17 protein-coding genes are annotated in these 20,391 nt (G+C 70.8%); 12 read left to right on the top strand and 5 right to left on the bottom strand.

The annotated features are described in order from the left end of the window. Nucleotides 1–13: 13 nt before the first annotated feature. From MT346_RS02910 to MT346_RS02900, 3 genes are all read left to right on the top strand, one after another. The gene (locus MT346_RS02910; RefSeq protein ID WP_243561252.1) at nucleotides 14–1,114 is read left to right on the top strand and encodes an ATP-binding cassette domain-containing protein; all 1,101 of its coding nucleotides are present in this window, start codon (nucleotides 14–16) and stop codon (nucleotides 1,112–1,114) included. Then, the gene (locus MT346_RS02905; RefSeq protein ID WP_243561251.1) at nucleotides 1,111–1,959 is read left to right on the top strand and encodes an ABC transporter permease; all 849 of its coding nucleotides are present in this window, start codon (nucleotides 1,111–1,113) and stop codon (nucleotides 1,957–1,959) included. Before MT346_RS02910 ends, MT346_RS02905 begins: the two co-directional genes overlap by 4 nt. A gap of 108 nt (nucleotides 1,960–2,067) precedes the next feature. After that, nucleotides 2,068–4,050 (top strand): amino acid transporter, encoded by a 1,983-nt coding sequence (locus MT346_RS02900; protein WP_243561250.1) that lies wholly within the window; start codon nucleotides 2,068–2,070, stop codon nucleotides 4,048–4,050. Between the two features lie 5 nt (nucleotides 4,051–4,055). On the opposite strand, the gene MT346_RS02895 is transcribed toward MT346_RS02900, so the two are convergent. Beyond that, nucleotides 4,056–5,738, bottom strand: a complete 1,683-nt coding sequence (locus MT346_RS02895; protein WP_243561249.1) for a long-chain-fatty-acid--CoA ligase — start codon at nucleotides 5,736–5,738, stop codon at nucleotides 4,056–4,058. A gap of 134 nt (nucleotides 5,739–5,872) precedes the next feature. On the opposite strand from MT346_RS02895, the gene MT346_RS02890 reads away from it, so the two are divergent. Then, nucleotides 5,873–6,799, top strand: coding sequence for an oxygenase MpaB family protein (locus tag MT346_RS02890; protein WP_243561248.1), 927 nt, complete (start codon nucleotides 5,873–5,875; stop codon nucleotides 6,797–6,799). 130 nt (nucleotides 6,800–6,929) lie between these two features. Here MT346_RS02890 and MT346_RS02885 read toward each other — a convergent pair whose 3' ends face one another. The 4 genes from MT346_RS02885 to MT346_RS02870 all read right to left on the bottom strand — a co-directional run bounded on the left by MT346_RS02885 (nucleotide 6,930) and on the right by MT346_RS02870 (nucleotide 10,526). Continuing rightward, on the bottom strand, nucleotides 6,930–7,913 hold the full coding sequence (locus MT346_RS02885) for an aldo/keto reductase (RefSeq protein ID WP_243561441.1): 984 nt from the start codon (nucleotides 7,911–7,913) through the stop codon (nucleotides 6,930–6,932). A gap of 8 nt (nucleotides 7,914–7,921) precedes the next feature. Continuing rightward, entirely contained in the window at nucleotides 7,922–8,494 is a 573-nt protein-coding gene (locus tag MT346_RS02880) for a TIGR03086 family metal-binding protein (RefSeq protein ID WP_243561247.1), read from the bottom strand. Between the two features lie 767 nt (nucleotides 8,495–9,261). Then, nucleotides 9,262–9,822, bottom strand: coding sequence for a YceI family protein (locus MT346_RS02875; protein ID WP_243561246.1), 561 nt, complete (start codon nucleotides 9,820–9,822; stop codon nucleotides 9,262–9,264). Between the two features lie 128 nt (nucleotides 9,823–9,950). Continuing rightward, a complete protein-coding gene (locus tag MT346_RS02870) occupies nucleotides 9,951–10,526 on the bottom strand; it encodes a hypothetical protein (RefSeq protein ID WP_243561245.1) in 576 nt (191 codons plus the stop codon). A 734-nt stretch (nucleotides 10,527–11,260) separates the two neighbouring features. On the opposite strand from MT346_RS02870, the gene MT346_RS02865 reads away from it, so the two are divergent. From MT346_RS02865 to MT346_RS02830, 8 genes are all read left to right on the top strand, one after another. Beyond that, nucleotides 11,261–12,265, top strand: coding sequence for an aldo/keto reductase family protein (locus MT346_RS02865; RefSeq protein ID WP_243561244.1), 1,005 nt, complete (start codon nucleotides 11,261–11,263; stop codon nucleotides 12,263–12,265). 281 nt (nucleotides 12,266–12,546) lie between these two features. Next, on the top strand, nucleotides 12,547–13,065 hold the full coding sequence (locus MT346_RS02860) for a GtrA family protein (RefSeq protein ID WP_243561243.1): 519 nt from the start codon (nucleotides 12,547–12,549) through the stop codon (nucleotides 13,063–13,065). Next, entirely contained in the window at nucleotides 13,062–14,612 is a 1,551-nt protein-coding gene (locus MT346_RS02855; protein WP_243561242.1) for a glycosyltransferase family 2 protein, read from the top strand. The genes MT346_RS02860 and MT346_RS02855 overlap by 4 nt, the downstream gene beginning before the upstream one ends. Beyond that, nucleotides 14,609–16,594 carry a glycosyltransferase family 39 protein gene (locus MT346_RS02850; RefSeq protein WP_243561241.1) on the top strand — a complete coding sequence of 662 codons (1,986 nt, stop codon included), beginning with the start codon at nucleotides 14,609–14,611 and terminating at the stop codon, nucleotides 16,592–16,594. Before MT346_RS02855 ends, MT346_RS02850 begins: the two co-directional genes overlap by 4 nt. A gap of 83 nt (nucleotides 16,595–16,677) precedes the next feature. After that, nucleotides 16,678–17,520, top strand: a complete 843-nt coding sequence (locus tag MT346_RS02845; RefSeq protein WP_243561240.1) for a DUF4397 domain-containing protein — start codon at nucleotides 16,678–16,680, stop codon at nucleotides 17,518–17,520. A 94-nt stretch (nucleotides 17,521–17,614) separates the two neighbouring features. Then, a complete protein-coding gene (locus MT346_RS02840) occupies nucleotides 17,615–18,772 on the top strand; it encodes a glycosyl hydrolase family 8 (protein ID WP_243561239.1) in 1,158 nt (385 codons plus the stop codon). Between the two features lie 245 nt (nucleotides 18,773–19,017). Beyond that, nucleotides 19,018–19,548 carry a class F sortase gene (locus tag MT346_RS02835; protein WP_243561238.1) on the top strand — a complete coding sequence of 177 codons (531 nt, stop codon included), beginning with the start codon at nucleotides 19,018–19,020 and terminating at the stop codon, nucleotides 19,546–19,548. Nucleotides 19,549–19,594: 46 nt separating this feature from the next. Beyond that, complete coding sequence (locus MT346_RS02830; RefSeq protein WP_243561237.1) at nucleotides 19,595–20,389, top strand: polyprenol monophosphomannose synthase; 795 nt, start codon at nucleotides 19,595–19,597, stop codon at nucleotides 20,387–20,389. The last annotated feature ends 2 nt before the right edge of the window (nucleotides 20,390–20,391 follow it).

The raw sequence follows: 20,391 nt of genomic DNA, 5'->3' as shown, positions 1-20,391 counted from the left end.
AAGGAGTGGCGGCATGGCCATCATCGAGGCCTCCGGGCTGACCAAGACCTACCGATCCAAGTCGGGGCCGGTGCACGCGCTCGCCGGCCTCGACCTGTCCGTCCCGCAGGGCACCGTCATGGCGCTCCTCGGGCCCAACGGCGCCGGCAAGACCACCACGGTCAAGGTGCTGACGACCCTGATCAAGCCCGACGCGGGCACCGCCACGATCGCGGGCATCGACGTCGTCGCCGATCCCCAGGCCACCCGGCGGTCGATCGGCGTCTCCGGGCAGTACGCCGCCGTCGACGAGAACCTGACCGGGTTCGAGAACCTCGAGATGATCGGGCGGCTCTACCACCTGGGCGGCAGGGCCTCGCGGCAGCGGGCACGTGAGCTCATCGACGTGTTCGACCTGTCCGAGGCCGGCGACCGACCCGTCAAGGGGTTCTCCGGCGGCATGCGGCGGCGGATCGACCTGGCCGGTGCGCTCGTGATGAACCCGAGCGTGCTGTTCCTCGACGAACCGACGACCGGACTCGACCCGCGCAGCCGACTCGCGCTCTGGGGGATCATCGAGCGTCTGGTCGCCGACGGCGCGACCGTGCTGCTGACAACCCAGTACCTGGAAGAAGCCGACCGGCTCGCCGACGACATCGCGGTGATCGACGACGGCACGGTCATCGCCGAGGGAACCGCCGACCAGCTCAAGGCCCAGGTCGGCGGCCACCGGGTGGTGGTCACGCTGGTCGACGACGCCGACGGCGACGCGGCCACGACGGTGCTGCGGCGGTACGGCACGGGTGCGGTCGAGGTCTCCGGCGACGGGCGCACGTTCGGCATCGCAGTCGACGCCGGGCCCCCGGCGCTGCAGCGCGTGCTCGCCGACCTGGGCGAGGCGGGCATCGAACTCCACGACGCCGGCATGCGACGCCCCACGCTCGACGACGTGTTCCTGCGTCTGACGGGGCACGCGGCGACCGAGGACGACGGCGACGGGCCCGGCGGTGCTGCCGGCGCCAGTGTCGGTGGTCGTTCGGGTGCTGCTGCTGCTGGCGCCGGTCCCGGTGCCGGTGCTGGTGGTGCTGCGCGCTCGCGCGGTCGTGCTGACGCATCCGAGGAGCGGGTCCGATGACCGCCACCGTGACCGCGCCCGGTCGGCAGCTGCCCGTCGTCGTCACCGCGCCGCTGGCCGTGTGGTTCGAGGACGGCTGGACCGTCACCAAGCGCAACCTGATCAAGATCAAGCGGTCTCCGGACATGCTCGTGTTCGCGGTGCTGCAGCCGATCATGTTCGTGCTGCTGTTCAGCCAGGTCTACGGTGGCGCGATCGCCGTGCAGGGGACGGACTACACGCAGTTCCTGATGGCGGGGATCTTCGCGCAGACGGTCGTGTTCGGGGCCACGTTCTCCGGCTCGGCGATGGCGCAGGACCTGAAGGAAGGGCTCATCGACCGGTTCCGCACCCTGCCGATGTCGGCGTCCGCGGTGCTGGTCGGCCGGACCAACAGCGACCTGGTGCTCAACACGATCTCCATGGTGATCATGATGGTGACGGGCCTGGCGGTGGGGTGGCGGGTCAACTCGTCGCCGCTCGAGTTCCTGGCCGGCATCGGACTGCTGCTGCTGTTCAGCTACGCGTTCAGCTGGGTGATGGCGCTGCTCGGCATGAGCGTCAAGACGCCCGAGGTCATCAACAACGCGTCGTTCATGATCCTGTTCCCACTGACCTTCGTCTCGAACGCGTTCGTCCCGAGCGACACGCTGCCGCTGGTGTTGCGGGTGTTCGCCGAGTGGAACCCGGTGTCCTCGCTGGTGCAGGCCGCGCGCGAGCTGTTCGGCAACGTCGGGTCGGCGCCCGTGCCCGACATCTGGACGATGCAGCACCCGGTCGTCACGGTCCTGATCGGCATCGCGGTGATGCTCGTCGTGTTCGTGCCCTGGGCCGTGTCGAAGTACACACGGATCAGCGCCAAGTAGGCGGTTCTGCACAGGTCGGTCCGGGTGGCGTGCGACGCGTCACCCGGACCGCTTACGATCGACTCCTGTTCGTCGGGCACCCCCGACGTCCCGGCAGCGAGAGGGCCCATGACCGCGACAGACACCGAGCGCGCCGACCCGTCGGTCCGAGCGCCTCGATCCGGCCGGAACACGCGCCTGCGGCAGTGGATGCTGCAGGGGTCCGACCGGGGTGCCGACCACCAGGGTCCGCACCAGGTCGAGGTCGAGAAGACCCACTCGTGGTGGCGCGTCATGTGCCTGACCGGCGTCGACTACTTCTCGACGCTCGGGTACCAACCCGCCATCGCCGCGCTCGCCGCCGGACTGCTCTCGCCGATCGCCACGATCGTGCTCGTCCTCGTCACGCTGTTCGGCGCGCTGCCCGTGTACCGCCGGGTGGCACAGGACAGCTTCCGCGGCGCCGGGTCGATCATGATGCTCGAGAAGCTGCTGCCGTGGTGGGCGGGCAAGCTCTTCGTGCTCGTGCTGCTCGGGTTCGCGGTCACGGACTTCATGATCACCATGACGCTGTCGGCCGCCGACGCCACCGCGCACATCGCCGAGAACCCGTTCACCCCGCACTGGTTCACCGAGATCCCGGTCCCGCTCACCCTGGCGCTGCTGCTCCTGCTCGGCGTGGTGTTCCTGCGCGGGTTCAAGGAAGCGATCGGCATCGCCGTCGGCCTGGTCGCCGTGTACCTGGTGCTCAACGCGGTCGTCGTCGGCGTCGCCCTGTGGCACGTGTTCGAGCGCCCGATGGTCGCCACCGACTGGTGGAGCAGCCTGACCGCGCAGCACAGCAACCCGCTCGTCATGGTCGGCATCGCGCTCATCGTCTTCCCGAAGCTCGCGCTCGGGCTGTCCGGCTTCGAGACCGGTGTCGCGGTCATGCCGCAGGTCACGGGCGACCCGAGCGATGCGACCAGCGCCCGGCCCGAGGGGCGCATCCGCGGCACCAAGCGGCTGCTGACCACGGCGGCGGTGATCATGAGCACGTTCCTCATCACCTCGTCGATCGTCACGACGTTCCTGATCCCGCAGCGCGAGTTCCAGCCCGGGGGCGGGGCGAACGGCCGGGCGCTGGCGTACCTGGCCCACGAGTACCTGGGCGGGGTGTTCGGGTCGGTGTACGACTTCTCGACCGTGGCGATCCTGTGGTTCGCCGGCGCGAGCGCGATGGCGGGGCTGCTGAACCTGGTGCCCCGCTTCCTGCCGCGCTACGGCATGGCGCCGCAGTGGGCCCGAGCGACCCGACCGCTCGTCATCATCTTCACGCTCATCGCCTTCGTCATCACGATCATCTTCCAGGCCAACGTCGACGCCCAGGGCGGTGCCTACGCCACCGGCGTGCTCGTGCTCATCACGAGCGCCGCGGTCGCGGTGACCCTGTCGGCCCGCCGCAAGCAGCAGAAGAAGCGGACGATCGGGTTCGGCATCATCGCGGTCGTGTTCGTCTACACGACCGTCGCCAACGTGATCGAACGGCCCGACGGCGTGCGCATCGCGGCGATCTTCATCATCGCGATCGTCGTCGTCTCGCTCGTGTCACGCGTGCGCCGCTCGTTCGAGCTCCGCGCCTCGTCGATCGAGCTCGACGCCACCGCGCGGCAGTTCGTCGAGGCCGACGCCGACCAGTTCAGCTCGGTCTGCATCATCGCGAACGAGCCCGGCGCCGGCACCGCGGCCGCGTACCGGGCGAAGGGGCGCGAGGAACGCCGTGACTCGGGCATCCCCGCCCGTGTCCCGACGATGTTCCTCGAGGTCCTGCCCGCCGACTCGTCCGACTTCGAAGAGGACCTGGTCGTCGAGGGCCACGTCGTCCACGGCCACCGTGTGCTGCGTGTCCGGTCCGGCAACGTGCCGAACACGATCGCGTCGACGCTGCTCGCGATCCGCGACCTGGCGGGTGTCGTGCCGAGCGTGTACTTCGAGTGGAACGAGGGCAGCCCGATCCGCAACGCGATCCGGTTCGTCTTCACGGGCGTGGGCGACGTCGCCCCGGTCACGCGCGAGGTCCTGCGTGAAGCCGAGCCCGAGGTCTCGCGGCGACCGAGCGTCCACGTGTCCTGACCGGGCTAGCTGACGATCTGGTCGCGGACCTTCCGCCGCAGCACCTTGCCGATCATCGAGCGCGGCAGGTCCTCGACCACGACGACCCGGCGCGGCACCTTGTACGCCGCCAGGTGCTCACGAGCGTAGGCACGCAGGGCGTCGGCGTCGAACGCGGCAGCGTCGACCGGCACCACGGCGGCGACGACCTGCTCGTTGCCACCCTGGGTGATCCCGACGACGGCGACCTCGCGCACGCTGGGGTGCTTCACGAGGGTGTCCTCGACCTCGGTGGGTGAGACGTTGAAACCGCCGGTGATGATGAGCTCCTTGAGCCGGTCGACGATCCGCACGAACCCGTCGGCGTCGATGGCCACGATGTCCCCGGTGCGGAACCAGCCGTCCGCGGTGAAGACCTCGTCGGTCGCGTCGGCCCTGCCCCAGTACCCGCTGAACACCTGCGGCCCGCGCACCTGGAGTTCGCCGGGCTCGTCCGTGCCGAGCACCTTCGTGGGGTCGTCGGGGTCGGCCACGCGGGCCTCGGTCGAGGGCAGCGGCAGGCCGATCGAGCCCTCGCGGCGGGCGTCGGACACCGGGTTCGCTATCAGCACGGGGGAGCACTCCGACAGGCCGTAGCCCTCGACCAGGTAGCCGCCGGTGCGGGCCTCCCACGGTTCGACGACCTCGGCCGACAGCGGCATCGCCCCAGAGATGCCGATCTCGATGCCGCGCAACGAGACCTTCTTCGCGTCGGCCGCGTGCTGCAGCCGCGCGTAGATCGGCGGCACCGCCGGCAGGAACGTCGGCGGGTGCTGTTGCATGGCCGTCAGGACCAGGGCGGGTTCGAAGGCCGGGAACAGCACCAGGCGCGACGCCATGCTCATCGCGAAGGTCAGGCAGAGCGTCAGGCCGTAGGCGTGGAACATCGGCAGGATCGCGTACACGACGCTGCCGTCGCCCGGCTGGATCTGCGGGACCCAGGCACGCGCCTGTGCGGCGTTCGCGATGAGGTTCCGGTGGGTCAGCGTGGCACCCTTCGGCGTGCCCGTGGTGCCCGAGGTGTACTGGATGAGCGCGACGTCGTCGGTCGCGGGCCGGGCCGTGCGGCGGGGCAGTCGTCGCGACGTCACCAGGTCGTCCCACTTCGTGGTGCCGCGCACCTTCGTCGTGAGCTTCGCGCGGGACTCGCGGGCCTTGGCGACGGGGAGCGACAGGGCGAGCCGGGTCGTGCGCGGCATGGCCTTCGTCAGGTCGACGGACACGATCGCATCGAGCCGGACGTCGGCGGGGAAGTCCTGCAGCGTCTCGACCGACTTGTCCCACACGATCGCGACACGGGCGCCGTGGTCCTCGAACTGGTGCCGGAGTTCGCGCGGGGTGTACAGCGGGTTGTGCTCGACGACGACGGCGCCGATGCGCAGTGCGGCGTAGAACGCGACGACGTGCTGCGGACAGTTCGGCAGCACGAGCGCGACGCGGTCCCCGGCGACCACCCCGAGCTTCCGCAGACCGTTCGCGGCGCGGGCGATCTGGTCCTCGAGCTCGGCGTACGTCGTCGTCCGCTTGAAGAACTCCAGCGCCACCTTCTTCGGGAACCGCTTCGCCGACTGCTCGACCAGGTCGACGAGTGACCCCGACGGCTCGTCGATGTCGTGCGGGACGCCGGGGGCGTAGGCGGCAAGCCAGGGACGGGGCGTGTCGATGGTCACCCGCCCAACCTATCGGCCGCACCGACAGCGGGCTGTGAGCGGACCCGGGCCCTGGGCGGACCCGGGCGCTGGGCGGACCTGGGCCCTGCGCGGACCCGAGGCTGAATGTCAGGAGCACGACGCACGATGGGGACATGTCCTTCGTCACCGACGCCTTCCGCTCCCGGCTCAACACCACGTTCACGGGGAGCTCGACGGACCGTCCGGCCTGGGTCGACGAACTCGAACAGGGGACCGACGCGGGCTTCTTCGGCCCGGGCTCGGCAACGTGGTCGGTGCACGGCGGCAAGCAGACCATCGTCGCGGGCGTCCGGGCGCTCCTGGTGCAGGCGATGCACCCGGGGGCACTCGCCGGCGTCGCCGACCACTCCCGCTACCGCGAAGACCCCTTCGGCAGGCTCGCCGGCACGATCCGCTGGATCTACACGGTCTCGCACGGCGACACCGCCACCGCGACCGGCGCCAGCCAGTGGGTGCTCCGGCTGCACGAGAAGGTGCGCGGGCAGTACGTCGACGGCCACGGCGTGACGCGCGACTACACCGCGAACGACCCGGACCTGGCTCGCTGGGTGCACCTGGCGTTCACGGACGCGTTCCTGCGCGCCGCCGAGCAGTGGGGCGACCCGATCCCCGGGGGCGCCGACGCCTACGTGCGCGAATGGGCGATCGCCGGACGCCTGATGCGCGTCGAGGACCCGCCCGAGTCCGAGGCCGAACTGCGTGCGCAGATGAACGGCTACCTCGACCGGGGCGAGCTCGCGGTGACACCCCGCACGCGCGAGGTCCTGCGCTTCATCAAGAACCCGCCGCTCGCCCGCATGCTCCGGCCGGGCTACCAGGCGCTGTTCCAGGGCGCCGCGTCGACGCTCGACCCGCGGCACCGGTCGATGCTCGGTCTGCGGGCACCCGCGATCGGCCCGGTCGAGCTCCCCGTGGGGCGCGCGACGGGGCTGGTCCTCGACGGGATCGGCTCGGTGCTCGGCAACCAGACGGGGACCGAGCGCGCAGCACTCGCCCGGATCGCACGGCTCGAGCGCGAAGGCGCGGCGCCGGCGGCCTGAGTCCGCACATCTGAGGACGGGCGCGCCCCGCTGCGCGGTGACGCGCCAGCGTCGCGCGGGGCGCGCCGACCGAGCCTGCGAGGGAGGGGTGCCAGCTGGCACCGGGCCTCCTGTCCGTCTCGTGGGGGCGTCAGAAACCGGACGGCACCCGCGGCGTGTACGCGGACTCGAGTCGCGTCACCTCGTCGTCCGTGAGCGTGATCGCCGCGGCAGCCACCGCATCGTCGATGTGCTGCTCCTTGGTCGCGCCGATGATCGGTGCGGTGACGGCGCTCTTGCCGGACACCCACGCCAGGGCGACCTGCGCCATGCTGACGCCGCGGTCCTCGGCGACCTGCTGCACGGCGCCGACGATCGCGCGGTTGGCGTCCTCGTCCTGGCGGTACAGGGTCTTCCCGAACTCGTCCGTGTCCGACCGCGAACCGGAGCCCGCGCTGTCCCACGGGCGGGTGACCTTGCCGCGGGCCAGGGGGCTCCACGGGATGACGCCGACGCCCGTCGCGGCGCAGTACGGGTGCATCTCGCGTTCTTCCTCGCGCTCGAGCAGGTTGTACTGGTCCTGCATGCTCACGAACTTCGTCCACCCGTGCAGCTCGGCGGTGTGCTGCATCTCGGCGAACTGCCACGCCCACATGCTGCTCGCGCCGATGTAGCGGGCCTTGCCGGACTTGACGACGTCGTGCAGGGCCTCCATCGTCTCGGCGATCGGGGTGTTCGGATCGAAGCGATGGATCTGGTAGAGGTCGACGTAGTCGGTGCCCAGGCGCTGCAACGAGGCGTCGATCTCGTGCATGATCGCCATGCGGGACAGGCCGGCGCCGTTGCGGCCGGGGCGCATCCGGTTGAGCACCTTCGTGAACACCTGGACGTCCTCGCGGGGACCGAGCTCGCGCAGGAGCGTGCCCGTGATCTCCTCACTGCTGCCGGCGGAGTAGACGTTCGCCGTGTCGAACGTCGTGATGCCCGCGTCGAACGCCCGGCGGACGAAGGGCCGCGCCTCGTCGATGCCGACGCTCCACGCGTGCGAGCCGCGGTCCGGGTCGCCGTAGGACATCATGCCCAGGACGACGCTGCTGATCTCGAGGCCGGTGGCGCCGAGGCGGACGGTCTTCATGCCTTCGCTCATGCACTCACCCTGGCATCGCGGCCTGTGACGGCGAGCAGACGGACCTGCAGCGGGGCGTCGTCGTCGACCTCGACCGGTGCGGCGTACAGGCCCGTCGCCGCGAGGGACTCGATCTGCGGCTCGAAGTGCTGCCAGACCGCGTGCACCAGCGCGTCGGGCAGGTGGTCGTCGCTGCCCGTGGCCCGTGCGAGGTCCCACGTGTGGATCGTGATGTCGCTGGTCTGCTCGGCGAGGTACTCGCCCGCGGTCACGACGTCGGTCTCCAGGTGCACGGGGGTGTCCTGCGCGGACTCGTGCCAGGACGCCGTCGCGGCACCGGCGAACCGGTCCCAGGCGGCCACCAGGTCGTCGCCGATCGGCTCGACGGCCAGGTCGTCCTTCGCCTGGGAGTAGTCGCAGCCCGTCAGCAGCAGGGGGATCCACCGTTGCTCGTCGATGACGTGCGTGACGAGGTCCCGGGTCGTCCACTCCGAGTCCGGCGTCGGGGCGTCCCAGTCCGTCACGGCAGCGACGCGGCGGCCGAACTCGGCGGCCGCGAGGGCCTGCAGCGCGATCCAGTCGGTGGCCATGGTGGTGCTCCTGTTCATGCGGTGGTCGTGCGGGTGGGCTGGGGTCTGTCGAGCGGTGGTGCGGTGCGGTGCGGTGGTGCGTTTGTGGTCTGGTGTTCGTGGAACCGACACCGTGCTCCGCAGATTCCCGTCGCCCAACCTACGCGTGCTCGCCCGCCCCGCGGGCTGCGCTGGCACGCGCGGGCGCGCGCGCGCGGGCGCGGGCGCGCGGTCCGGTCTCCGGGGGGGGGGCGAGCGGGCGTGGGTGGGGGCGAGCGGGCGTGGGTGGGGGCGAGCGGGGGCGGGTGGGGGCGAGCGGGGGTGGATTGGGGCGAGCGGGGGCGGGTGGGGGCGAGCGGGCGTGGGTGGGGGCGAGCGGGCGAAATGCCGCGGTGGTCCCGGGGAGCTCACCGCTCCCTTTCGCCCGCTCGGGTCGTGCGGGTGCGGGCGCGAACGGGGCACCGGTGCGAGCGGGCGGAACGCCCTGGTCGATCAGGCCGATGAGGGAGCGCTTTTGCCCGTTCGCACGTGCCCAGGGCTGGGCCGGGCTTGGCTGGTCAAGGCCCTGCGGGCCACGTGATTCGAGCGGGCGAAACTGCCCGGTTCGGCTGTCTGAGCTCGTGGTGTTTCGCCCGCTCGCGGACGGGCGGGGTCGTCCCGGGGCGGGCGGGGTCGTCCCGGGGCGGGCGGCGGATGGCGCGGAGCCACAGGGACATGAAGAAGCCCCGGCGCCGCAAGGGCGTCGGGGCTTCGTTCAGGGCGTCCCGCGGTGCGGGTCAGCGCAGGGTTCAGGCAGCCTGGAGGACGAACTGCACGTCGAGGTTGATGGTGACCTCGTTGCCGAGGGTGAAGCCGCCGGCCTCGAGCGCGGCATTCCAGTTCACACCGAACTCAGTGCGGTCGATCTTCGTCTTGGCTTCGGCACCGAACTTGACCTGGCCGTAACCGTCGGTCGTGAAACCGCCCAGCTCGGCCTTGAGGACGACGGGCTTGGTGACGCCGCGCAGGGTCAGGTCGCCGGCGATGTGCAGGTCGTCGCCCTTCGCCTCGATGCTGGTGGAGCGGAAGGTGAGCTGCGGGTGCTCTTCGGTGAGGAAGAAGTCGCTCGTCTTGAGGTGCTGGTCGCGCTGCTCCTGGCCGGTGTTGATCGAAGCAACGTCGATGTTCGCCTCGATGGTCGACTCGAGCGGGTTCTCAGCGGTCACGACGGTCGCGTCGAAGTTCTCGAACTTGCCCTTGACCTTGCTGATGGCCAGGTGGCGAACCGAGAACGTGACCTCGGAGTGCGTCGGGTCGATCTTCCAGGTGCCGGTCTGGTAGCCGGGAACGGTGTCAGCAGAGAGCGTCATGGTGGTGTCCTTCCGGGACGACGGAGTTCGTGGAGCGATGCGAGCGATCGGATCCCCAATCCATGCGCCCGCATCGAAGTTGATGCTACGCCATTCTGTACCCAAATGGTTGAAGCGTCAACCAATGTTCATCGAAGTGTCGTGAAACGCCGATCGTGCGCCCCCGAACCGCCCGTGACGAGCAGGCGACGTACGCGATGGACGAAGCGCTCGACGTGTTGCCCGACGTCATCTGCCGTGATCCGGACCAGCCACCAGTCGACGTCCTTCAGGTGCTCACCCCGGGTCAGGTCCTTCTTGAACGTCGCCGGATCCGTGCGGTGCAGGTCACTCTCGTACTCGATCGCGACCCGGGCTTCGGGGAACGCCAGGTCCACGCGCGCGATCCACACACCGTCGACCACCACATCGTGGTTCAGCGCTGGTTCCGGTAGTCCGTGTCGTGTCAGTACGAGTCGCGCTCGGGTCTCCCCGGGGGACTGGGAGCCAGGACGGATCTCCAGCAATGCAGCGCGGAGTCGGCGGACGCCGCGCATGCCGCGACGTCGACGGACGGCCGCTCGCAGTTCGTCGAGTGTGACCCAGCCGAGCCAGCCGACGAGCGCGTCACCGGCGATGACGAGCTCATCGATCGTGAGCATCGTCCCCAGCGCGACGAACGTGTCCGTTGGAGTACTGATCGGGACGCCTCGGGAGACAGTCATCCTGACGGTGCCGGATCGGGCACGGTGTCCGACCGCACCCCGAACGCGAAGTGCTTGATCGACTCCGATCGTGGTCACGTGCAGCCGTGGGTCGCGCTCGACTCGGCGGGGAAGCGGAACGCCGATGATCGCCGCCGCCGTCGCGTGGCTGAACACCTGGTCCGGGCGGAGGCGCGGAGCCAGCGCTCGCGCTCGTTCGTCGATGGATCGGGGAACTGCAGCGGATCGGATCCCGTGGAAGGGGCGGACGAGGTCGCGTGCTTCGAGGCGGCCCCGCGAGACGCCTCGGTGCAGGGCGTCGCGAACCCGGAACGAAGCGTCCCGCAACGCTAGTGGGAGTCGAGTCCTGGGTGTCATGGTCCCCACGGTGGCAGCGCGCCGATTTCGTCATGGCGAGCGGAGCCTCCGATGTGGACGTCTCGAAGACTCCCCGCGATGTGGAGGAGCGAGCCGCGCGCCGAGCGGGCGGAATCCCCAGGTGACGGGACGGAGTGACCCTGGTGTTTTGCCCGTCCGCCCGTTTCGGTGCCCGCATCCTGCGCGTGCCCGGGCCGGTGCCCGGGCCTGTGCCCGCGTCCGCGGCGCGCCCGCGCCCGCCCGCGTCCGCGCCCGCGCCCGCACCCGGCCCGCGCCGGCGCCCGGCCCGCGGCCGCGACGCGCCCGGCGCCCGGGCGCGGGACACAGGCCCTCGCAGGGACACCCGGGTGTGCGAGCGCTCCGGTAGCGTCGGGAGCATGGAATTCAGGTACCTGGGCAACTCAGGACTCAAGATCTCCGAGATCACCTACGGCAACTGGCTGACGCACGGCTCGCAGGTCGAGAACGACGTCGCGACGCAGTGTGTCCGGGCAGCGCTCGACGCCGGCATCACCACGTTCGACACGGCCGACACGTACGCCAACACGGCCGCCGAGACCGTCCTCGGCGAAGCCCTCAAGGGCGAGCGTCGCGCCGGCCTCGAGGTCTTCACGAAGGTGTACTGGCCGACCGGCCCGATGCAGCACAACGACGTCGGACTCAGCCGCAAGCACATCATGGAGTCGATCAACGGCTCGCTGACCCGTCTGCAGACCGATTACGTCGACCTGTACCAGGCTCACCGCTTCGACTACGAGACCCCGCTCGAAGAGACCATGCAGGCCTTCGCGGACGTCGTGCGGCAGGGCAAGGCGCTGTACATCGGCGTCAGCGAGTGGACGGCCGAGCAGATCCGCGCGGGTGCGGCACTGGCGAAGGAGCTCGGCTTCCAGCTCATCTCGAACCAGCCCCAGTACTCGATGCTGTGGCGGGTCATCGAGGGCGAGGTCGTCCCCGCGTCCAAGCAGCTCGGCCTGTCGCAGATCGTCTGGTCGCCCATCGCGCAGGGTGTGCTGACGGGCAAGTACAAGCCCGGTCAGCCGCTGCCCGAGGGGTCCCGTGCCACGGACGAGAAGGGCGGCGCGGACATGATCAAGCGGTTCATGCGCGACGAAGTCCTCGAAGCCGTGCAGCGCCTGCAGCCCGTCGCGGACCAGGCCGGCCTGACGCTCGCCCAGCTCGCGATCGCGTGGACGCTGCAGAACGAGAACGTCGCGAGTGCGATCGTCGGCGCCTCGCGTCCGTCGCAGGTGACCGACAACGTCAAGGCGGCCGGCGTGCGGCTGGACGCCGACGCGCTTGCCGCCATCGACGCCGCGCTGGGGGACATCCCGGAGCGCGACGCGTCCAAGAGCGTGAGCCCGGCCTCCCGCCCGGCGTAACCGCTCGACAGACAGACAGACAGACAGACAGACAGACCCGACCGGACCGGACCGGTCTGACCGAGCCGACCCGGCCGGACAGACCGTTCCAGGGCCCGTGGCACCCCGCCACGGGCCCTTCCGCATGTCTCCGCGGAATTGCCACCCGCACCACGCGTACCCCGGATGAACGGCATGTGTCGCGTTCCTGGCAGGATCCTGACGAAGTCCGTACCCCGGGCAAACCCCCTTCCCACGCCCCCCGAATCGGGGGCATGACCTCGACCGAGACCCTCGTTGTGGTGCCACCCACTCAGGTGACACCGGACGCAGCCGGACCAGCGAAGCGGACACGCGGCGCACGGTCGTGGCGTCTCGTCGTCGCCGGCCGGCAACTGCTGTCGTTCGGCTCGATCGGCGCGCTCTGCTTCCTGATCGACCTCGGTGTCTACAACCTGCTGCGCCTGACCGTCCTCGACGACCAGCCCATCGCCGCGAAGGTCGGCTCCGCCGTCGTCTCGACCGCGGTCGCCTGGGTGCTCAACCGGCTGATCACCTTCCGGTCCGAGCGCACCACCGGTCGCCGCGAGACCGTGCGCGAGGGCGTCCTGTTCGCGGTCACGAACCTCATCGGACTGGGCATCGCTGCAGTGTGCCTGTTCGTCTCCCACTACCTGCTCGGATTCACCTCCACCCTCGCCGACAACGTCGCCGGCAACGGGGTCGGTCTCGTCCTCGGCACAGCGTTCCGCTTCGCCGCGTACAAGACCCTCGTCTTCCGTTCCCCCGACGCACGCCGCACGAAGGAGCACGCCGCATGAGCATCCTGAGCACGTTGACGCTGGCAGCAGCACCGCTGCTGCAGCCGGGCGACCAGCCCGGCACGAAGGACGTCCCGAACCGGGGCACCACCTCCGTCCCGACGGGAGGCTCGGGGCAGGGCGCGCAGACCGCCTGGTCGGTGGGCGAGTGGATCGGCTACTCCGCGCTGGTCGCGATCTCCGTGCTGCTCACGGTGATCGCGCTGAGCACGCTGTGGTGGATGCTGCACGCGTGGCGGTCGCGGGACGCGCTCCGCGCGACGAGCTTCAGCCCGACCCCGCGCCCCGCGGCGCACCGCTTCACGCTGCTGGTGCCCGGGCGGCACGAGGAGGACGTGATGGGCCAGACGCTCGACATGCTCGCGCGGCAGGACCACCCCGACTTCGAGATCATCGCGATCGTCGGCGAGGACGACCCCGGCACCGACCGGGTGGTGCGTGAGGCAGCCGCGCGGCACCCGGGCCTGATCAAGGTCGTGGTGGACGACACCCTGCCGAAGAACAAGCCCAAGGCGATGAACCTGGCGCTCGCCGAGGCGACGGGCGACATCGTCGGCGTGTTCGACGCCGAGGACGAGGTCTACCCGCGGCTGCTGTCGCTCGTGGACTCGCGGTTCCAGGAGACCGACGCGGACGTCGTGCAGGGCGGCGTACAGCTGATGAACTTCCGGTCCAGCTGGTGGTCGCTCCGCAACGTGCTGGAGTACTACTTCTGGTTCCGTTCGCGACTGCACTTCCACGCCGAGTCGAAGTTCATCCCGCTGGGCGGCAACACCGTCTTCGTGACGAAGGAGCGCCTGGACTGGTCCAACGGCTGGGACGCGCACTGCCTGGCCGAGGACTGCGAGCTCGGCGTCCGGCTCAGTGCCGACGGCGCCAAGGTCGTCGTCGCGTACTCGCCCGAAGCCGTCACCCGCGAGGAGACCCCGCCCACGTTCGCGTCGCTCCTGAAGCAGCGCACCCGCTGGAACCAGGGCTTCCTGCAGGTGCTGGAGAAGGGGGAGTGGAAGAAGCTGCCGACGCGCAAGCAGCGCTTCTTCGCCCGGTACCTGCTGACGATGCCGTTCATCCAGGCCGCCACGGGTCTGCTGATCCCGCTCAGCGTCGTGATGATCGCCTTCGTCAAGGTCCCCACGGTGATCGCCCTGATCTCGTTCATCCCGCTCGCACCGACCCTGATGCTGCTGGCGGTGGAGATCGCCGGGCTCGGTGAGTTCGGCCGCCTGTACAAGGAGAAGGTCCGGGTCCGCGACTACGTGAAGCTCGTGCTCGGGCTGATCCCGTACCAGGTGTTCCTCGCCGCTGCGGCGGTCCGAGCGGTCGTCCGCCACGCGCGCGGCCAGAACGGCTGGGAGAAGACGGAGCACACCGGCCAGCACCGCACGGCCGGACAGGTCGACGCGGTTCCGTCCAGCGACGGTGACCTGACCGGACCGACGGGCGAGCACCAGCCCGCGGGTCACGCCACGGACCACACCGGCGCCGACGACCAGTCCACCGACCGTCAGCCGGCCTACGCCGGCTCGACCGCAGGAGGCGACCGATGACCGCCAGCCTGACCAACACGACCGGCATCCCGATCCGCGGTGCCCGCGCCGGAAGCGGCCTCGGCACCTGGTTCCAGGTGCATGCGAAGAGCCTGTCCTGGCTGCTCCCCGTCCTGACGATCGGCGTCATGGCACAGCTGTGGAACATGACCGGCACGCCACAGCGCATCGACGACGAGGGCACGTACACCGCCCAGGCGTGGGCGATCACGAACCTCGGTGAACTCACCCACTACACGTACTGGTACGACCACCCGCCGCTCGGCTGGATCCAGATCGCCGGCTACACCTCGCTGACCGGGGCGTTCGCGCGCTACCCGTTCGCCGTCGAGGCCGCACGTGAGTCGATGGTGTTCTTCGCCGCGGCCTCGGCCGTGCTGCTGTTCGTGCTCGGCCGCCGACTCGGGATGCACCGTGCCGCCAGCGCCGCCGCGGTCCTGGTCTTCACGCTGTCGCCGCTGGCGCTGCAGTACCACCGCACGGTGTACATCGACAACGTTGCGACGCCGTGGCTCCTCGCCGCGTTCGTCCTGGTGCTGAGCCGCCGGCAGCAGCTCGCCGGCTTCGTCGGTGCCGCCGCCTGCCTGGGCATCGCGGTGCTCAGCAAGGAGACGTACCTGCTCGCGCTGCCGTTCCTGATCTGGATCGCCGTGCGCCGCGCCGACCACAGCACGCGCCGGTACACGCTGAGCGTCGCGGGTGCCGTGTTGGCCGTCATCGGCGGCGGGTACGTCCTGCTCGCCGCGGTCAAGGGCGAACTCCTGCCGAGCGCCGGCAAGGTCAGCCTGCTGCAGGGCATCACGTACCAGCTCGGCAGCCGGCAGGCGAGCGGCTCGGTGTTCACGGGCGGCAGCCTGGCCAACGAGGCCGCATCCCAGTGGTGGGCGCTCGACCCCGTGTTCATCGTGCTCGGCTCGGCCGCCGCCGTCGTGGGCCTGTTCCTGCGCCGCGTGCGCCCGATCGCCGCGATGCTCGTCTTCCTGCTGCTGTTCATGTTCCGCCCGAACGGCTACCTGCCCGTGCCGTACGTCATCATGCTCGTGCCGTTCGCGGCGCTGCTGGTCGCCTTCGTCGCCGAGCGCTCCGTGCTCGCGCTGTCCGGCCGCACGCCGTTCCGGTCGACGACCCGCACACGGTCCGCCACTCGCCGGCTGCTCGGCACGACCTGGGCGCTCGTCACCGCGGCCGCACTCGTGGTCGCCGTGCCGCTCTGGGGCTCGCAGCTGCGCGGCTTCCTGATCACCGACCTGGACAAGCCGATGGCGCAGGCCGAGAACTGGATCGGCGACAACGTCGACAAGTCCTCGCGCATGCTCGTCGACGACGCGATGTGGGTCGACCTGGTCAAGGACGGCTTCGCCCGGCAGAACGTCGTCTGGTACTACAAGCTCGACACGGACGGAGCCGTCGAGAAGCAGTCGCCGAACGGGTGGAAGGACTCCGACTACATCGTGACGACCGACTCGATGCGCACGGGCGGCAACTCGTCGTCGGACGTGCGGCAGGCGATCCAGAACTCGACCGTCGTCGCGAGCTTCGGCACCGGCAACCAGATGGTCGACGTCCGGCAGATCCACCCGCAGGGCGCAGCGACCGCGAAGCAGGAGATCACCAAGGCCTCCGACCAGCGGAAGACGCTCGGCACACAGCTCGCCCAGAACCCGTCGCTGCAGGCGGACGCCGGCACGAAGTCGCAGTTCCGCGCCGGACAGGTCGACGAGCGCGCGATGCTCGGGCTCGGACAGGTCCTGGCCGACCGCTCGGTGCAGGTGGCCCGGTTCACGCCGATCACGGGCGAGACCGGCCAGTCCTTCCGGCGTCTCGTGCTGACGGCCCAGACCCCCCAGGCGGCCGTCCGCACCGAGCGCACCTTCCAGGCGCTGACCGGCACCTACCGCCCCGAGTCCGTCGAGCGGGACGGCGACACCCTGACCGTCGTGTTCCCGACCCCGGACCCGACCGTCGCGGTCACGGCATCGTGACCCGCTCCCGGCAGCGGACGACCCGAACCAGCACGACCCGATCCAGCACGACCCGAGCAGATCCGACCCGAAGGAGCACGACCATGAACGCCGCTGCACCCCGTACCACCACCGCACGCACGCCCCGTCGTCGCATCGCGGTCGTCGGAGCCCTCGCCGCGACCCTCGTCGCCGCCACCGTCGGACTGGCCGCCCCGCAGGCCGCCAGCGCCGCCCCCGCCGACGGCTGGCTGCGCGTCGGCCACCTGTCGCCCGACACCAAGGGCGTCGACGTCGAACTGTCGAGCCTGGCCGGCGGCAAGAAGGTGTTCGAGCTCGACGACGTCACCTACGGCCAGGTGAGCCCCTACCAGGAGCTCCCCACCGGCACCTACGTGCTGTCGATGCGTGCCTCCGACGCACCGGACTCCACGCCCGTCGTCTCCACCGACGTCACCGTGCAGGCCGGCAACGCCAGCACCGTCGTGGCCTACGGCAAGAACAGCTCGCTCAAGACCGCGGCGTACACCGACGACCTGCAGCAGCCCGGCGACGGCAAGGCGAAGCTCCGGCTCGTGCAGGCCGCCACCACCGCCAAGAAGGTCGACGTCACGGCCTCCGACGGCACCCAGGTCGCCTCGGACGCCGCGTTCGGCACCGCGTCCCAGTACGCCACCGTCGCAGCCGGCAAGTGGGACCTGGACATCGCAGGCGGCGGGCAGACCGGCAGCGCCGACCTCGACCTGGCCGGCAACACCGTGTCGACGCTCTTCGTGCTCGACAACAGCAAGGGCGACCTGACGATCGTGCCCGTCACGGACGCGGCAGCGACCGCAGCGACCCCGAGCGGCGGCGTGCAGACGGGCGGCGGCGGCACCGCCGCCGACCGCGGCACGACGGACTTCCTGCACGCGATCGTCCGCGCCTTCCGCGGACTGTTCCACTGATCCCGACTGGAGGCCCACCCCACCCGGGCCGATCCGCCCACGTGATCCGGGCCTCCAGTCCGGTGCCCCACCCACCAGCAGAGAGCGAGCCAGCATGACCCGCAGGAACTGGATCCCCGTCACCGCCGTCGCGCTCGCCGCGGTCTTGGTCGCCGGCGGCATCGCCGTCGCCGCGGTCCGACCGTGGTCGGACCGCGCGCCGGACGCCGGTGGCGCCGCCACGCCCACCTCGACCACCGCGCCCGCCGGCACCCGTTCCGCTGCGCAGCTGCGGACGGACTTCCTCGACCGCTACGTCGAGGGCGGCCGCGTCGTCCGCAAGGACCAGGGCAACGACACGGTGAGCGAAGGCCAGGCGTACGGCCTGCTCATCGCCTACGCGGCCGGCGACCGGACGCGCTTCGACGACATCTGGTCGTGGACGAAGCGGCACCTGGTGACCGACGACGACCTGCTGGCCTGGCGGTGGACGACGAGCGGCGGGGTCGCGGACGCGCAGTCCGCGTCCGACGCCGACCTCGACGCCGCGCGGGCCCTCGTGCTGGCGGGGAAGTCGTGGGGCGACGAGCGCTACACCGCCGCCGGCAAGCGCATGGCGGCCGCGGTGCTCGACCACGAGACGGCGACCACGGACCTCGGTCGCATCCTGCTGCCCGGACCGTGGGCCGATGCCGAGCCGTACCGGTACGACGCGTCCTACGCATCGCCGGCCGCCTACCGTGTGCTCGCCGCGGCAACGGGTGACGACCGGTGGACCGAGCTGGAGCGGGGATCGTCGGCCGTCACCGCTGCCGTGCTCGCCAAGACCGACCTGCCGAGCGACTGGTCGCAGGTGCACGCCGACGGCGCCGTCGACCCGATGCCCGCCACCGGCAACGACGCACGCGTGCTCTACGGCTACGACGCGATGCGCCTGCCGGTCCGCTACGCCGAGGCGTGCACCGCGTCCGACCGGGCACTCGCCGGGTCCGTCGCACCGACGCTCCGGCGGACGACCCAGCTCGCCGCGCAGCTCGACCTCGGCGGCACCGCCGTCACGGGGGACCGGAGCGCCCTGGCCTACGTCGCGCGTGCCGCGGCCGAGCAGGCCTCCGGTTCCTCGTCGGCTGCCACGGCGGACCTCGAGCGTGCGGACCGGACCTCGGCGACCACGCCGACGTACTACGGGGACGCCTGGGCTGCGCTCGGCGCGACCATGCTGACCTCGGACGTGCTCGGTGGGTGCGCCAGCGATGCGGGAGGCGTCTCGTGAGCGGGCGGCGGGCGGCGCCCCGCACACCCTGGTCGGGACGTCGTCGGTGGACGGTCCTCGCTGCCGGAGCCGCGGTCGTCGTGGCGGGCGCGGCGGTCGCGACCGGGGTGGCCGTTGCTGCCGGCGACGGTCCGACGGGTGGGCCGGTTGCGGCGTCGTCGTCATCGTCCGGTGGGTCGTCGTCGGGTTCGTCGGGGTCTTCGTCGTCCGGCGGGTCGTCGTCATCGTCGGGTTCGCCCGGTGGGTTGTCGTCGGGTGCTTCGTCGTCCGGCGGTGGCGACCGGGACACGACCGGGTTCCAGGACCCGGCCGCCCCCGCCGCCAAGTCGGACGCGACGCCCACGCGTGTCAGCATCCCGGCGATCGGCGTCGATGCCACGCTCGAGGACCTGCACCGGGGCTCGGCCGGCGAGCTCGACCCGCCCACCGGATGGGACGACGCCGGCTGGTTCAGCGACGGCATCGTGCCGGGCCAGGTCGGCCCGGCCGTGATCGCCGGACACGTCGACAGCCCCACGAGCGCCGCCGTGTTCTTCCGCCTGGACGAGCTGGTGTCCGGCGACCAGATCCACGTCGCCATGTCCGACGGGACGACGCGCACCTTCACCGTCGACCGGACGGAGCGGGCCGCCAAGTCCGCGTTCCCGACGAGCGACGTCTACGGCGTGACCCCCACGCCCACCCTGCGGCTGATCACCTGCGACGGCGTCTTCGACACCGCAACTGGGCATTACACAGACAACCTGATCGTGTTCGCAGAGCTGTCGGACTCCTGACCCAGCACACCCCAGATACGTTCGACCAGAAGCACCGAGGAGCATCATGAGCGAGACCCTGGTCATCATCCCGACCTACGACGAAGCGGACAACATCCGCCCGATCGTGGCGCGCACGTTGGCGGCGACCGACGAGCACGTGCACGTGCTGGTCGTGGACGACAACTCGCCCGACGGCACCGGTGACATCGCCGACGTCCTGGCGACGGAGACCGACCGGGTGCACGTGCTGCACCGGACCGAGAAGAACGGCCTGGGCGGCGCGTACCTGGCCGGCTTCGACTGGGGCCTGACCAACGGCTACGACAAGCTCGTCGAGATGGACGCCGACGGCTCGCACCACCCGGAGTACCTGCCGTGGATGCTCGAGCTCGCCGACTCGAACGACCTGGTGCTCGGCTCGCGCTGGATCCACGGCGGCGAGGTCGAGAACTGGCCGTGGCACCGCGAGCTGCTGTCGCGCGGCGGCAACCTCTACACCCGGCTCGCACTGGGCATCGCGGTCCGCGACGCCACCGGCGGGTTCCGCGTCTTCACCCGCTCGGCACTCGAGCGCATCGACCTGTCGGGCATCGCGTCGAAGGGCTACTGCTTCCAGGTGGACCTGTGCTGGCGTGCCCTCGAGGCCGGCCTGCAGGTCGCCGAGACCCCGATCACGTTCACCGAGCGCGAGTTCGGCGTCTCGAAGATGAGCGGCAACATCGTCCGCGAGAGCCTCACGCTCGTGACCAAGTGGGGCATCGACCGGCGGCTGCGCGAGGTCCGTGCCCTGGCGAAGGAGCACAAGCCGCTGCCGTCCGTCCGGCGGAACGCGCACGCGGTCGCCAACCCCATCCGCTGAGG

Origin of the sequence: Curtobacterium sp. VKM Ac-2922 (assembly GCF_022815645.1) — a bacterium.
Lineage (GTDB): Bacteria > Actinomycetota > Actinomycetes > Actinomycetales > Microbacteriaceae > Curtobacterium.
The sequence above is the reverse complement of the archived record's forward strand: the minus strand, read 5'-3'. Positions and strand labels throughout refer to the sequence as shown.

What these genes read in the sequence shown, in the direction of transcription:
- MT346_RS02910 (WP_243561252.1), top strand. Translation starts at nt 14, where the DNA reads ATGGCCATCATCGAGGCCTCCGGGCTGACCAAGACCTACCGATCCAAG.
- MT346_RS02905 (WP_243561251.1), top strand. Translation starts at nt 1,111, where the DNA reads ATGACCGCCACCGTGACCGCGCCCGGTCGGCAGCTGCCCGTCGTCGTC.
- MT346_RS02900 (WP_243561250.1), top strand. Translation starts at nt 2,068, where the DNA reads ATGACCGCGACAGACACCGAGCGCGCCGACCCGTCGGTCCGAGCGCCT.
- MT346_RS02890 (WP_243561248.1), top strand. Translation starts at nt 5,873, where the DNA reads ATGTCCTTCGTCACCGACGCCTTCCGCTCCCGGCTCAACACCACGTTC.
- MT346_RS02885 (WP_243561441.1), bottom strand. Translation starts at nt 7,913, where the DNA reads ATGAAGACCGTCCGCCTCGGCGCCACCGGCCTCGAGATCAGCAGCGTC.
- MT346_RS02880 (WP_243561247.1), bottom strand. Translation starts at nt 8,494, where the DNA reads ATGGCCACCGACTGGATCGCGCTGCAGGCCCTCGCGGCCGCCGAGTTC.
- MT346_RS02875 (WP_243561246.1), bottom strand. Translation starts at nt 9,822, where the DNA reads ATGACGCTCTCTGCTGACACCGTTCCCGGCTACCAGACCGGCACCTGG.
- MT346_RS02870 (WP_243561245.1), bottom strand. Translation starts at nt 10,526, where the DNA reads ATGACTGTCTCCCGAGGCGTCCCGATCAGTACTCCAACGGACACGTTC.
- MT346_RS02865 (WP_243561244.1), top strand. Translation starts at nt 11,261, where the DNA reads ATGGAATTCAGGTACCTGGGCAACTCAGGACTCAAGATCTCCGAGATC.
- MT346_RS02855 (WP_243561242.1), top strand. Translation starts at nt 13,062, where the DNA reads ATGAGCATCCTGAGCACGTTGACGCTGGCAGCAGCACCGCTGCTGCAG.
- MT346_RS02850 (WP_243561241.1), top strand. Translation starts at nt 14,609, where the DNA reads ATGACCGCCAGCCTGACCAACACGACCGGCATCCCGATCCGCGGTGCC.
- MT346_RS02845 (WP_243561240.1), top strand. Translation starts at nt 16,678, where the DNA reads ATGAACGCCGCTGCACCCCGTACCACCACCGCACGCACGCCCCGTCGT.
- MT346_RS02840 (WP_243561239.1), top strand. Translation starts at nt 17,615, where the DNA reads ATGACCCGCAGGAACTGGATCCCCGTCACCGCCGTCGCGCTCGCCGCG.
- MT346_RS02830 (WP_243561237.1), top strand. Translation starts at nt 19,595, where the DNA reads ATGAGCGAGACCCTGGTCATCATCCCGACCTACGACGAAGCGGACAAC.